A 13,723-nucleotide genomic window follows, 5' to 3' on the forward strand; every position below is an offset into this window, starting at 1 on the left:
GCCTCGTCGGCGGTGGCGGCGGGGGCTGCTGACCGATCAGACGATCGGGCTAGGCGGCTCGTCCGGGTCGGCTGCGCCGGCCAACTCGAGTTGCATCCACGCGACGTCGTGCCAGCGGCCGTGTTTCCATTCGACACGCCGATAGAGGCCGGCGTCGTGAAAGCCGAATGAGCGGTGAAAGCCGTCGCTGGCCGCATTGGGTTGAGTGATGCCGGCGAAAGCGGTCCGATACCCGCGCTCCGTGAGCCTGCTCAGCAATCGCGTATAGAGCTGGCGGCCGCCACCGGTGCGGTGATGGTCGGGGCCGACGTAGATTCCGGTCTCGACCGACCACTGGAAGCTGGGCAGGCGCCGCAGCGCGTGCGCATAGGCGAAACCGGCCACCCGGCCGTCGCGTTCGAGGACAAGCCATTCGTGCGACTCACGGGCGGCCGCGATGCGGGCGGCCATCTCCTCCACGCTCGGCGCGTCGATTTCCCAGCTGACGGTCGTGTCCTCGACATACGGGCGATAGATCGCAAGGCACGCCGCGGCATCCTCTGTGGACGCCGGGCGCACTCCGCCGGTACTCGCCGACATGCCCGGCATTCTTCCAGGCGTGCAAGTGATTCGGCCAACGTCGAGTCATAAACCTTTGCGAACGCCCGCGGCGTGTCGTCGCAATAGGTTATGTGTCGCGGCGGCCGAGAATTATGCGTCGCGGCGGCCGAGAGTTATGCGTCGCGGCGGCCGCGAGTTATGTGTCGAGCGCCAAGTCCTTGCGGAAACGCTGCATGCCGTCGATCTTGTCGTCCAGCGACGCGTCGGGACCGGTGTAGAACATCCACGGCATGGTGATGATGCCCGTAATGCCGGCGTCGGCGGCGCGCTGGTAGTCGGCCGTGGTGAAGGCGTCGGTCAGCGGCGTGAGGATGGTGAAATCGTCCATCGACAAACCGTTTTCGGCCCGCAAATCCCGCAGCCGGCCAACCGCCTCGATGGCGCGTTCGGTGTTGATCAGGTCGCCGATCCAGCCGTCGTTGCGGGCGGCGCGGCGCAGCGCGATGTCGCTGAGCCCGCCGACGTACACCGGGATCGGCGGCGGCGTCGGCTCCATCTCCAGCCGCGGCGCCCGGTAGAACGCGCCGTCGAACTCCGTCCAGCCCGGCCGCCACAGCGCCCGCATCAGGTCGATGATCTCGTCGGTCCGCTTGCCGCGCGCCTCGAACCGTTCGCCCATCAACGCGAATTCCTCCCGACACCAGCCGACGCCGATGCCGAGCTCCACGCGGCCCGACGCCAGAACAGCGGCGGTGCCAATAGCTTTGGCGGCCGAATACGGGTTTCGCATCGCCGGGATGTAGACGGTAGTGACGAACCGCAGCCGCGTGGTGACCTGAGCCAGCGCGCCGGCCAGGACCCATGGATCGGGCCAGTCGGTGAACGGCCGCCAGCGCCGCTCGCCGTCCTTGGTGTAGGGGTACGGCGTGTCCAGGGTTTCCAGGTTGACGACGTGGTCGGGAATCCCTATGCCGTCATAGCCGAGTTCGTCTGCGGCCCTGGCGAGCTCGATGATCTCCCGGGTGTTCAGGAATGCGCTGCTGATGTAGAACTTCATTGGCCTTCCCGCGCCCACGCCGGTTCGATGAAGATGCCCTCGGCCTCCACGGTGACGCCCGCGGCGTCCGAAATAGTGCCGCGCGCAAAGACTTTGCGGCCCTCCTTGCCGTCGACCCATGCCTCGCAGCGGAGCGGGCCCAGCGGGGTTCCGCGCAGGTACTTCACGGTGATCGTGCCGGTGAAACGCGCCTTGGACAGCCCTTCGCTGGCCGCCTCACCGAGCATGTGGTCGAGCACCAGGGCGCTGACGCCGCCGTGCACCAGCTTGGGCGGGCCCTCGTAGGCCGACCCGAGGACGAACTCGCTCCAGCAGCGCCCACCACCGTCGTGGTGGACGACGATGGGCGGCGCGATCGGGTTGCACACGCCGATCGCGGCGTTGCCCAACGGCAACGGGCGGCCGTCGACGCGGTAGCTCACCCCGACCGGCCGGGTCCGTTGCCGCAACGACTCGGTGACGGCCTCGATCGCGGAGCGCGCCTGGTCGACGACGCCGTCGTCGACCTCGGTCCGGATGGTGGCGTCGACCAGTTCACGGACGGCGTCGGCCAACGGGGCGTACAGGGCTGTCACCCGCTCGGCCTCCGCCGCGTCGAGCACCTCGAATATGGCGTCCAACGCGCCGGCCTCTTGACTCAACTTCCAAACACCTTCCGTACCACTGCTTTTGCGCGTCGCGTGACCCGCAGATAGTTGTCCAGGAATTCCCCGCCGTCGTCGCTCGGCCAGCCGGCCGCCACGGCGACCGCGTTGAGCTGGCGTCCGGGCCCGGGCAGCTGGTCGGTCGGCTTGCCGCGGACCAGCACCAGCGCGTTGCGGGCCCGGGTGGCGGTCAGCCACGCCTGCCGCAGCAGGTCGACCTCTTCGGCGTCCACCAGGCCCGCCGCGGCGATCGCGTCCAGGCACTGCAGTGTCGAGGTGTTGTGCAGGGCCGGAATCTCGTGCGCGTACCGCAGCTGCATCAGCTGCACGGTCCATTCGATGTCGGCCAGCCCCCCGCGGCCCAGCTTGGTGTGCGTGTTGGGGTCGGCGCCGCGCGGCAGCCGCTCCGACTCGACGCGGGCCTTGATGCGGCGGATCTCGCGGACCGCCTCGGCGGACACCCCATCGCGCGGGTATCGCGTCTTGTCGGCCATCAACATGAACCGCTGGCCGAGCTCCGCGTCGCCGGCGACGGCGTGCGCGCGCAACAGGGCCTGGATCTCCCACGGCTGCGCCCACTGCTCGTAGTAGGCGGCGTAGGCGCCCAGCGTGCGCACCAGCGGACCCTGCCGGCCCTCGGGCCGCAGGTTGGCGTCCACCTCCAGCGGCGGGTCGACGCTGGGCGTGCCCAGCAGCGTGCGCACCTGCTCGGCGACGGTCGTCGACCACCGGATCGCCGCCGAGTCCTCGACGCCGGCGGCGGCCTCGCAGACGAACATCACGTCGGCGTCGGACCCGTAGCCCAGCTCGGCACCGCCCAGCCTGCCCATGCCGATCACCGCGATGGCCGCCGGCGCTTTTCCTTTGTCGGAGCCGTCCTTGGGCAGGTTGGCGCGGACGATCGCGTCCAACGCGGCCTGCAGCACGGCCACCCACACCGAGGTGAGCCCCCGGCACACGTCGGTGACCTCCAAAAAGCCGAGCAGGTCGGCGGAGCCGATGCGGGCCAGCTCGCGGCGGCGCAGCGTGCGGGCGGCCGCGATCGCGCGCACCGCGTCGGGATGGCGGCTGGCCGAGGCGACCAACGCCCGCGCCACCGCGGCCGGGTCCGACTCGAGCAGTTTGGGCCCCGCCACGCCGTCGCTGTAGTCCTGAATCACCCTGGGCGCCCGCAACAGCAGGTCCGGCACGTAGGCGGAGGTGCCCAGCACGTGCATGAGCCGCTTGGCCACCGCGGGCTTGTCGCGCAGCGTCGACAGATACCAGTTCTCCCCGCCCAGCGCCTCGGACAGCCGGCGGTAGGCCAACAGCCCGCCGTCGGGGTCGGGCGCGTACGACATCCAGTGCAGCAGCCGTGGCAGCAGCACCGACTGCACGCGACCGCGCCTGCCGCTCTGGTTGACCAGCGCCGACATGTGTTTCAACGCCGTCTGCGGCCCCTCATAACCGAGCGCGGCCAGCTGGCGTTCGGCCGCCTCCGCCGTCATGCCGTGCCCGATCTCGAGCCCCGCCGGGCCGATCGACTCCAGCAGCGGCTGGTAGAAGAGCTTGGCGTGCAGCTGCGACACCCGCAGGTTCTGGTGCCGCAGCTCTTCGCGCAGCACGCCGGCGGCGTCGTTGCGCCCGTCGGGCCGGATATGAGCGGCGCGCGCCAGCCAGCGCACCGCCTCCTCGTCGTCGGCCTCGGGCAACAGGTGGGTGCGCTTGAGCCGCTGCAGCTGCAGCCGGTGCTCGAGCAGCCGGAGGAACTCGTAGGAGGCGGTCAGGTTCGCCGCGTCCTCTCGTCCGATGTAGCCGCCCTGGCCCAGCGCGTCCAGCGCGTCCACCGTCGAAGCCACGTGCAGCGAATCGTCGCTGCGGCCGTGCACCAGCTGCAGCAGCTGCACCGCGAACTCCACGTCCCGCAACCCGCCGCTGCCCAGTTTGATCTCGCGGCCGCGGACGTCGGCGGGCACCAGCTGCTCGACCCGGCGGCGCATCGCCTGCACCTCGGCGACGAAATCCTCCCGCTCGCAGGCGACCCACACCATCGGCATCAGCGCGGTCAGATACCGCTCGGCGAGCTCCCGATCCCCCACGGCCGCACGGGCTTTCAGCAGCGCCTGGAACTCCCACGTCTTGGCCCAGCGCTGGTAGTAGGCGACGTGCGATTCGACGGTGCGAACCAGCTCGCCGCTGCGGCCCTCCGGCCGCAGCCCGGCGTCGACCTGGAAGAAGGCCTCCGAGGCGACCCGCATCATCTCGCCGGCCAGCCGGGTGGTGAGCGGGTCGGCGCGCTCGCTCACGAAGATGACGTCGACGTCGCTGACGTAGTTCAGTTCGCGGGCACCGCATTTGCCCATCGCGATCACCGCCAGTCGCGGCGGCGTGCGGTCGCCGCACACGCCGGCCTCGGCCACCCGCAGCGCGGCCGCCAGCGCGGCGTCCGCCAAGTCCGACAGCTGGGCGCCGACCACCGTGAACGGCAGCACCGGTTCGTCTTCCACCGTCGCGGCCAGGTCGAGCGCGGCGAGCACCAGCAGCTGATCGCGGTACAGGGTCTGCAGGCGCGCCACCGCCGAGCCGGGCGCCTGCAGCGCCTCGTCGACGCACTCGGTGAATGCCGCCTGCAGCTCCTCGTGCGTCGGCAATTTGGCCTTGCCGCGCAACAGTTTCCACGATTCTGGATGGGCGGCCAGGTGGTCCCCCAGCGCCAGCGACGAGCCGAGCACGGCGAACAGCCGCCCGCGCAAGGGCCGTTCGGTGAGCAGGGCGGCGTTGAGCTCGTCCCAGTCGGTGTCGGGGTTTTCCGCCAACCGGATCAGCGCGCGCAGCGCGGCGTCGGGGTCGGGTGCGCGCGAGAGCGACCACAGCAGGTCGACGTGGGCTTGGTCGTCGTGGTCAGACCAACCCAGTTGGGTCAGGCGCTCGCCCGCGGTGGGGTCGACCAGGCCGAGCCGGCCCACGCTGGGCAGCCGGGGGCGCTGCGTCGCGGGTTTGGTCACGCCCACGACCGTATCTCAACCCCCTGGCCTGCGGCGGCAAGGCGGGCTGCCCGTCGGTGCCGGCGCCGGCTACAGCGACAGGTAGGTGCTCAGCTCGTAGGGGGTGACGTGGCTGCGGTAGTTGGCCCATTCGGTGCGCTTGTTGCGCAGGAAGAAGTCAAAGACGTGCTCGCCCAGGGTCTCCGCGACGAGCTCGGAAGACTCCATGGCGCGCAGCGCGCTGTCCAGGCTGCTCGGCAGTTCGCGGTAACCCATCGCGATCCGCTCCTCGGGCGTCAGGTCCCAGACGTTGTCCTCGGCCTGGGGCCCCAGCACGTAGCCCTTCTCCACCCCGCGCAGCCCGGCGGCCAGCAGCACGGCGAACGCCAGGTAGGGGTTGCAGGCCGAGTCGGGGCTGCGCACCTCGATGCGCCGCGACGACGTCTTGTGCGGCGTGTACATCGGCACCCGCACCAGCGCCGAGCGGTTGGCGGCCCCCCACGACGCCGCGGTGGGCGCCTCCCCGCCCTGCACCAGCCGCTTGTAGGAGTTGACCCACTGGTTGGTGACGGCGCTGATCTCCGAGGCGTGCTCGAGGATGCCGGCGATGAACGACTTGCCGACATCGGACAGCTGCAGCGGGTCGTCGGGGCTGTGGAAGGCGTTCACGTCGCCCTCGAACAGGCTCATGTGGGTGTGCATCGCCGAGCCGGGATGCTGCCCGAACGGCTTGGGCATGAACGACGCCCGGGCGCCGTTCTCGATGGCGATCTCCTTGATGACGTAGCGGAACGTCATCACGTTGTCGGCCATCGACAGGGCGTCGGCGAAGCGCAGGTCGATCTCCTGCTGGCCGGGCGCGCCCTCGTGGTGGCTGAATTCCACCGAGATGCCCATGAATTCGAGGGCCTCGATCGCGTGCCGGCGGAAGTTCGAGGCGGAGTCGTGCACCGCCTGGTCGAAGTAGCCCGCGTTGTCCACCGGGACCGGCACCGACCCGTCGTTGGGGCCGGGCTTGAGCAAGAAGAATTCGATTTCGGGGTGGACGTAGCACGAGAAGCCGAGGTCGTTGGCCTTCTGCAGCTGGCGGCGCAGCACGTGCCGCGGGTCGGCCCACGACGGCGAGCCGTCGGGCATGGTGATGTCGCAGAACATTCGCGCCGAGTGGTGGTGGCCACCGGAGGCCCACGGCAGCACCTGGAAGGTCGACGGGTCCGGGTTGGCGACGGTGTCGGATTCCGAGACCCGGGAGAAGCCCTCGATCGACGAACCGTCGAACCCGATCCCCTCTTCGAAGGCACCTTCGAGTTCGGCCGGGGCGATGGCGACGGACTTGAGGAAACCGAGCACATCGGTGAACCACAGCCGAACGAAGCGGATATCCCGTTCCTCCAGGGTGCGGAGGACGAACTCCTTCTGGCGATCCATATCCCGAACAGTAGGCAACGGCTGTTAAATCTGTGTTACCGACTCGCGATCGGAACCGTTGCGAACATTGCAAACAGGCTGCTCAGTGCGGTCAGGACTGGCACCGGTAGGACGGGGGTGGCAACACGCCCGCAACCAGGTAACGCATGACGGCGGTGTCCACACACTGGTCCCCGTTGAACACCGCGGTGTGCTGGGTCGCGTCGTAGGTGATCAGTGGGGCGCCGAGCTGGCGGGCGAGGTTGACTCCCGCTTGATACGGCGTGGCCGGGTCGTGGGTGGTGGAGACGACGACGACCTTGCCCGGCGCCGCGGGCGACGCGACGTGCGGCGTCGACGTCGCCGGCACCGGCCACAGCGCGCACAGGTCCCGGGGGGCGTCGCCGGTGAACTGCCCGTAGCTCAGGAACGGGGCCGCCTGGCGGATGCGCTGATCGGCGGAGACCCAGCTCGCCGAGTCTTTCGGTGTGGGCGCGTCGACACAGCGGATCGCGTTGAACGCGTCCTGATCGTTGGTGTAGTGCCCGCCGCGGTCCCGGCCCTCGTAGTCGTCGGCGAGCAGCAGCAGGTCGCCCGCGTCGGTGCCGCGCTGCAGCCCGAGCAGGCCACTGGTCAGGTACTTCCAGTGCGCCGGGGTGTAGAGCGCGTTGATGGTGCCGGTGGTCGCGTCGGCGTAGCTCAGGCCGCGCGGGTCCGCCGTGCGACCCGGCTTGGCGACCAGCGGGTCGACCAGCGCGTGGTACCGGTTGACGAACTGGGCCGGGTCGGTGCCCAGGGGGCAGCCCGCCGAGCGGGCGCAGTCGGCGGCGTAGTCGTTGAAAGCGGTTTGGAATCCCGCCATCTGCCGGACGTTCTCGTCGACCGGGCCGACGGTCGGGTCGATCGCGCCGTCGAGCACCATCGTCCGGACGTGGGCGCCGAAGCGCTCCAGGTAGGCGGTGCCCAGCTCGGTGCCGTAGCTGTAGCCGAGGTAGTTGATCTGATCGTCGCCCAGCGCCTGGCGGACCATGTCCATGTCGCGGGCCACCGACGCGGTGCCGACGTTGGCCAGAAACGCCGTCCCCATCCGGCTCACGCACTGCCGGGCCAGCTGGTCGTAGAGCTGTTCGATGTGCGCCACGCCGGCCGGGCTGTAGTCGACCATCGGCTCGCGCCGGTAGGCGTCGAACTCGGCGTCCGAGCGGCAGCGCAGGGCCGGGGTGGAGTGGCCCACCCCGCGCGGGTCGAAGCCGACCAGGTCGAAGTTGCGCCGGATCGGCGTGGCGTCCAGGTCCGGCGCCATCCCGGCCACCATGTCGACCGCGGACCCGCCGGGACCGCCGGGATTGACCAGCAGCGAGCCGATCCGTTGACCGGTGGCCGGCACCCGGATCACCGCCAGCTTGGCCTGCCCCGCCGCCGGATTGTCGTAGTCCACCGGCACCGAGACGGTGGTGCACTGCGCGGTGGGGATTTCGCTTGTGTCCGTGCCGAATTGGCCGCAGCTTCCCCACGTCTGCGGCAACGCGGCCGACGGCCTCGGGGCGGGCGTCTGCCCGGCGCCGGGTTCCGGGGTGGCGCCCGCGACCGGCATTCCGATCGCCGAGTTGGCGGCCAGCAACCCGAATGACAGCAGCGCCGAGCTAAAGGTTCTCCGGCGCGACATGGCAGTCATCGTGTCAGCCGCGGGTACCCGAAGCGGCGCGAAACGGTTACGCCTTGGTCTCGTCTGGGCCCGCCCGACGCGCTAGTTTGCGTTCGGCCTCAGACCCGTACGGGCACTAGCATTTTGCGCCGCTGGGCGGCGTGGCGCCGCCGACCAGATAGGCCGTCACGTAGTTGTCGATGCAACTGTCGCCCTGGAACACCACCGTGTGCTGGGTTCCGTCGTAGGTGAGCAGCGAGCTGCGCAGCTGATTGGCCAGATCGACCCCGGCCTTGTAGGGGGTCGCCGGGTCGTGGGTGGTCGACACCACCACGGTCGGCGCCAGTCCGGGCGCGGAGATGGTGTGCGGCTTGCTCGTCGGCGGCACCGGCCAGAACGCGCAGGTGCCCAGCGGGGCGTCGCCCGTGAAGCTGCCGTAGCTCATGAACGGCGCGATCTCGCGGGAGCGCCGATCTTCGTCAATCACCTTGGCGCGGTCGGTGATCGGCGGCTGATCGACGCAGTTGATCGCGACCCGCGCGTCGGTGGCGTTGGTGTAGTGGCCGTGCGCGTCGCGGCGCATGTACATGTCGGCCAGGGCCAGCAGGGTGTCACCGCGGTGGTTGACCAGTTCGCTCAGCCCGTCGGTCAGGTGGTGCCACAACGTCGGCGAGTACAGCGCCATGATCGTGCCGACGATGGCGTCGCTATAGCTCAGTCCCCGTGGGTCGCTCGTCGGCACCGGCCGGCCGACCATCGGGTTGTTCGGGTCGACCAGCGGATCCACCAGGCTGTGGTAGACGTCGACGGCCTTGGCCGGGTCGGTGCCTAGGGGGCAGGTCGGTTGCTTCGCGCAGTCGGCGGCGTAGTCGTTGAACGCGTCCTGAAAACCCTTGGCCTGGCGCAGGTCCGCCTCGATGGGGTCGGCGTTGGGGTCGACCGCGCCGTCGAGGATCATCGCCCGCACCTTGTCGGGGTAGGCCTCGGCGTAGGCAGAGCCGATCCGGGTGCCGTAGGAGTAGCCGAGGTAGGTCAGCTTGTCGTCGCCCAGGGCCGCGCGGATCGCGTCCAGGTCCCTGGCCACGTTGACCGTGCCGACATTGGCCAGGAAGTTCTTGCCCATCTTGTCGACGCAGCGACCGACGAACTCCTTGGTTTCGTCTTCGATGTGGGCCACGCCGGCCGGGGTGTAGTCGACGTTGGGCTCAGTACGCAGGCGGTCGTTGTCGGCGTCGGAGTTGCACCAGATGGACGGTCGCGACGATCCCACCCCGCGCGGGTCGAAGCCGACCAGATCGAACCGTTCGCGGACCCGCTTCGGCAGCGACTGAACCACACCCAGGGCGGCTTCGATACCGGACTCGCCGGGACCCCCGGGGTTGATCACCAACGAGCCGATCTTGTCCCCGGTGGCGGGAAAGCGAATCATGGTCAGCGTCGCCACGTCCCCGTCGAGGTGGTCGTAGTCGACCGGCACCGCGAGCTTGCCGCACAGCGCGCCGGCGGGAATCTTGGCCTTCGGGTTGGACGACCGGCACGGTGTCCACTCCACCGCCTGCCCCAGCTTGGGTTCGGCCAGCAGGGCGCGCCCCCCGACGACGCGCACGCAGCCCGCGAGCAGGAGCGCCACGGCCGCGAACGCCGTCCAGACCAGCAGCGTGCGCGCGAACGTGACGCGGCGAGACAGACCCATGCCAACATATGCTGCCAGAGGAAACCTGAGATCATCGTGAGCGGCACCGCCGGCCGGCTACCGGGTGGCCGCGAGCAGCTCCTCCATCACCGCCGCGAACTCGTCGGCCATCTCCCACAGGTCGGGCAACAGGTCGGGGCACGAGATCAGCCCGATGTCGAGCTTGCCCTGCAGCGACATCGCGGTGATGTTGAGTCCCGACCCGTGGAAGATGGGCCCCAGCGGGTACATCGCCTTGACCTCGCAGCCCAGCATGTACAGCGGGTCCTGCGGGCCCGGCACGTTGGACACCACCAGGTTGTGCACCGGCATGCTGTCGGTGAACCGCGTCCTGGCATAGAGCCGCATCGCGATGCCGAAAACGGCCGGCGCGGCGAATTGCGTCCAATCCTGTAACAGCGAGGCGCCGATCGCAGAACTGTGCTCCTTGGCAACCGAATTCGCCTGCGCGATGGCCTTGAGCCGCTCCGCGGGATCGGCTATCTGGGTATGCAGGCAGGAAAACATCGCCGACACCTGATTGCGGCCGGGGCGGTCGGATTTGCCGTGCACGGAAACCGGCACCGACGCCACCAGTGACGAGCCCGGCAAAGCGTTCCGGTCGGCCAGATATTGGCGTAGCACACCGGAAACCAACGCCATCACCACGTCGTTGACTTTGACGCCCTCGAATCGGTTCTTCACCCGCTTGACGTCGTCGAGATCCAATTCCGCGAAGGCGATGTTCCGGCGGTCCGTGATCCGGGCGTTGAAGACGGTGGCCGGCGCGGCGAACGGCCGCGCCATGGCCTGGCCGTCGCGCGCCCGGCGCAGCGTCGCCAACGCCGAGGAAACGGTGCCGGGCACGACGTTGGCCAGCTGCAGTGGCCGAGCGGCGAACCGGACCAGCCCGCCGGCGGCGATCTGCCATCCGCTGGCGCCGCCCACCCCGCCGGCCGGCTCCGGCGCCGGGGCGTCGGCTTCGGTGCCGCACAGCTGCGACATCAGGTTGGCGCCGGTCACCCCGTCGACGCCGGCGTGGTGCACCTTGGTCATCACCGCCAGCCGCGCTTGCGGGTCGTCGGCGCGGGTGCCCGCCACGCCCTCGATGACCCACATCTCCCACAGCGGTCGTCGCCGGTCCAGCGGCGACTCCGCGATGTGACCGCAGATCTCCGCGAGCTCGGCCCGACCGCCCGGTGCGGGCAGCGCGATGCGGTGCAGATGGCGGTCGAGGGCGAAGTTGTCGTCATCCACCCAGACCGGATGGTCGAGGTTGAGCGGGCTGTTGGCCAGCTTCTCGCGGAATTCCGGGATCGCCTTGATCCGGAGCGACAGCGCGTCGCGCAGCCGGTCGAAGGTGTACCCGCCGGGCATCGTCGAGGCGTCCAGCTCCATGATCGAGCACACGTGCATCGGCTGCGACGACGTCTCCAGGTAGAGGAAGCTGGCGTCGAGTCCGCTGAGCCGCTGCATGCCCTGCATGGTATGTCTCACATCACACGGGCGGTGCAACCGCGCAGCGGAGATGGCAGAATGGCACCGTCAGCCGAACCCGGGGACCCGCCCAGGAACTCTTTACCTGAGGGCCACGAGGATCGAACCGACCACCACTAGGGACAATGATGTCTGAGCAGAACATTTATGGTGCGGGCGCGTCCGAGCAGGCACAGCCGCTCACCAAGATCCGCACCCACCACCTGCAGAAGATGAAGGCCGAGGGGCACAAGTGGGCCATGCTCACGGCCTACGACTATTCGACCGCCCGCATTTTCGACGAGGCCGGCATTCCGGTGCTGCTGGTCGGCGACTCGGCCGCCAACGTGGTGTACGGCTACGACACCACGGTGCCCGTGTCGATCGACGAAATGATTCCGCTGGTCCGCGGCGTCGTGCGCGGCGCCCGGCACGCGCTGGTCGTCGCGGACCTGCCGTTCGGCAGCTACGAGGCGGGACCGGCCGCGGCGCTGGCGTCGGCCACCCGATTCATGAAGGAGGGCGGCGCACACGCCGTCAAGCTCGAGGGCGGCGAGCGGGTGGCCGAGCAGATCGCCTGCCTCACCGCGGCGGGCATTCCCGTGATGGCCCACATCGGCTTCACGCCGCAAAGCGTGAACAGCCTGGGTGGCTTCCGGGTGCAGGGCCGCGGGGATGCCGCCGAGCAGACGGTCGCCGACGCGATCGCCGTCGCGGAAGCCGGGGCGTTCTCCGTCGTCATGGAGATGGTGCCCGCCGAGCTGGCCACCCAGATCACCGGCAAGCTGACCATCCCGACCGTCGGAATCGGGGCCGGCCCCAACTGCGACGGTCAGGTCCTGGTCTGGCAGGACATGGCCGGCGTCAGCAGCGGCAAGGCCGCCCGGTTCGTCAAGCGGTTCGCCGACGTCGGCGCGGAATTGCGCCGGGCCGCAATGCAATATGCGCAAGAGGTGGTCGAGGGGACCTTCCCCGCCGACGAACACTGCTTCTGACCCCCGCGCCCGGCCCGCTCTTGCCGGTTCGTGACGAAAAGCGAAACTCGTTGTGAGCCAAGTCTGTACGATTGCTCTTAGATAGGGTCTCGACTTCGAGAGCAAGGGTGAACACATCGACCGGGGGATTCGTGGTGACTTCGTGCACCGCCGAACGGTGCTGAAGCTACCGCTGTTGTTGGCAGGAGGCGCTGCACTGGTCCGAGCACCTCGCGCGGTCGCGAAACCCGCGCCTGGCACCTCGCCGCAGGCAAGCCGCTGGTCTCCCGAGCGCGCGAACCGGTGGTACGAGGCGCAGGGCTGGCCGGTCGGGGCGAACTTCATCACGTCGAACGCGATCAACCAGCTGGAGATGTTTCAGCGCGAGACGTTCGACGCCCGGCGCATCGACACCGAACTGGGCTGGGCCCGGGCCACCGGCCTCAACGCGGTGCGGGTCTTCCTGCACGACCTGCTGTGGGCGCAGGACCCCCGGGGCCTGCAGATCCGGCTCGCCCAGTTCGTCGACATCGCGGCGCGCCACGACATCAGGCCGCTGTTCGTCTTGTTCGACTCCTGTTGGGATCCGCACCCGGAGGCCGGCCCGCAGCGCGCGCCGACGCCCGGCGTGCACAACTCCGGTTGGGTGCAAAGCCCGGGTGCGCAACGCCTGGGTGACCGCGGTTACCTGCAGACCCTGCGCAGCTACGTGACCGGGGTGCTGACCCAATTCCGCTCCGACGACCGCGTCTTGGGCTGGGACCTGTGGAACGAGCCCGACAATCCGTCGAAGTACTACCGCTCGGTCGAGCGGGACGACAAGCTGGACCTGGTCGCCGATCTCCTCCCGCAGGTGTTCGGCTGGGCCCGTTCCGTCGATCCGTGCCAACCGCTGACGAGCGGCGTGTGGGACGGCGAGTGGGCCGACGCCGGGAGCCGCAGCGAGATCAGCGGCATCCAGCTGGACAACTCCGACGTGATCACGTTCCACTCCTACGCCGGGCCGGCGGAATTCGAGAGCCGCATCGCCGAGCTCACGCCGCAGGGGCGCCCGATCCTGTGCACCGAATACATGGCCCGCCCGTTGGGCAGCACGGTGCCGGATGTGCTGCCCGTCGCCAAGCGCCACAACGTCGGCGCGTTCAACTGGGGGCTGGTCGCCGGGAAGACCCAAACGTTCTTCCCCTGGGATTCATGGGAGCACCCGTACACGGCGATGCCCACCGAGTGGTTCCACGACCTGCTCGCGCCCGACGGACGGCCGTTCCGCGATCCCGAGATTCAGACCATCCGCCAGCTGGGCGGGCTCGCGATGCATCTCCGCGAGGACCCGCCGCCCAGCTGA

General features: G+C 69.5%; 10 protein-coding genes. 2 read left to right on the plus strand and 8 right to left on the minus strand.

Features of this window, described 5'->3' with window-relative positions; all coding sequences use genetic code 11:
* Window positions 1–36: 36 nt before the first annotated feature.
* From BST44_RS20515 to BST44_RS20550, 8 genes are all read right to left on the minus strand, one after another.
* A complete protein-coding gene (locus BST44_RS20515; protein ID WP_083178980.1) occupies window positions 37–579 on the minus strand; it encodes a GNAT family N-acetyltransferase in 543 nt (180 codons plus the stop codon).
* Window positions 580–736: 157 nt separating this feature from the next.
* Entirely contained in the window at window positions 737–1,597 is an 861-nt protein-coding gene (locus tag BST44_RS20520; RefSeq protein ID WP_083178938.1) for a TIGR03619 family F420-dependent LLM class oxidoreductase, read from the minus strand.
* A complete protein-coding gene (locus tag BST44_RS20525; protein WP_083178939.1) occupies window positions 1,594–2,238 on the minus strand; it encodes a PaaI family thioesterase in 645 nt (214 codons plus the stop codon). Before BST44_RS20525 ends, BST44_RS20520 begins: the two co-directional genes overlap by 4 nt.
* Complete coding sequence (locus tag BST44_RS20530; RefSeq protein WP_083178940.1) at window positions 2,235–5,231, minus strand: bifunctional [glutamine synthetase] adenylyltransferase/[glutamine synthetase]-adenylyl-L-tyrosine phosphorylase; 2,997 nt, start codon at window positions 5,229–5,231, stop codon at window positions 2,235–2,237. Before BST44_RS20530 ends, BST44_RS20525 begins: the two co-directional genes overlap by 4 nt.
* A gap of 63 nt (window positions 5,232–5,294) precedes the next feature.
* Complete coding sequence (locus tag BST44_RS20535; protein ID WP_083178941.1) at window positions 5,295–6,632, minus strand: glutamine synthetase family protein; 1,338 nt, start codon at window positions 6,630–6,632, stop codon at window positions 5,295–5,297.
* 91 nt (window positions 6,633–6,723) lie between these two features.
* Window positions 6,724–8,286 carry an alpha/beta hydrolase gene (locus BST44_RS20540; RefSeq protein WP_142274606.1) on the minus strand — a complete coding sequence of 521 codons (1,563 nt, stop codon included), beginning with the start codon at window positions 8,284–8,286 and terminating at the stop codon, window positions 6,724–6,726.
* A 106-nt stretch (window positions 8,287–8,392) separates the two neighbouring features.
* Window positions 8,393–9,949, minus strand: a complete 1,557-nt coding sequence (locus BST44_RS20545; RefSeq protein ID WP_083178943.1) for an alpha/beta hydrolase — start codon at window positions 9,947–9,949, stop codon at window positions 8,393–8,395.
* Between the two features lie 57 nt (window positions 9,950–10,006).
* Window positions 10,007–11,404, minus strand: a complete 1,398-nt coding sequence (locus BST44_RS20550; RefSeq protein WP_083178981.1) for a WS/DGAT/MGAT family O-acyltransferase — start codon at window positions 11,402–11,404, stop codon at window positions 10,007–10,009.
* A 149-nt stretch (window positions 11,405–11,553) separates the two neighbouring features.
* On the opposite strand from BST44_RS20550, the gene panB reads away from it, so the two are divergent.
* A complete protein-coding gene (panB, locus tag BST44_RS20555) occupies window positions 11,554–12,399 on the plus strand; it encodes a 3-methyl-2-oxobutanoate hydroxymethyltransferase (protein ID WP_083178982.1) in 846 nt (281 codons plus the stop codon).
* Between the two features lie 142 nt (window positions 12,400–12,541).
* Window positions 12,542–13,723 carry a glycoside hydrolase 5 family protein gene (locus tag BST44_RS20560; protein ID WP_083178944.1) on the plus strand — a complete coding sequence of 394 codons (1,182 nt, stop codon included), beginning with the start codon at window positions 12,542–12,544 and terminating at the stop codon, window positions 13,721–13,723.

This window comes from Mycobacterium scrofulaceum, assembly GCF_002086735.1.
Taxonomy (GTDB): Bacteria; Actinomycetota; Actinomycetes; order Mycobacteriales; family Mycobacteriaceae; genus Mycobacterium; species Mycobacterium scrofulaceum.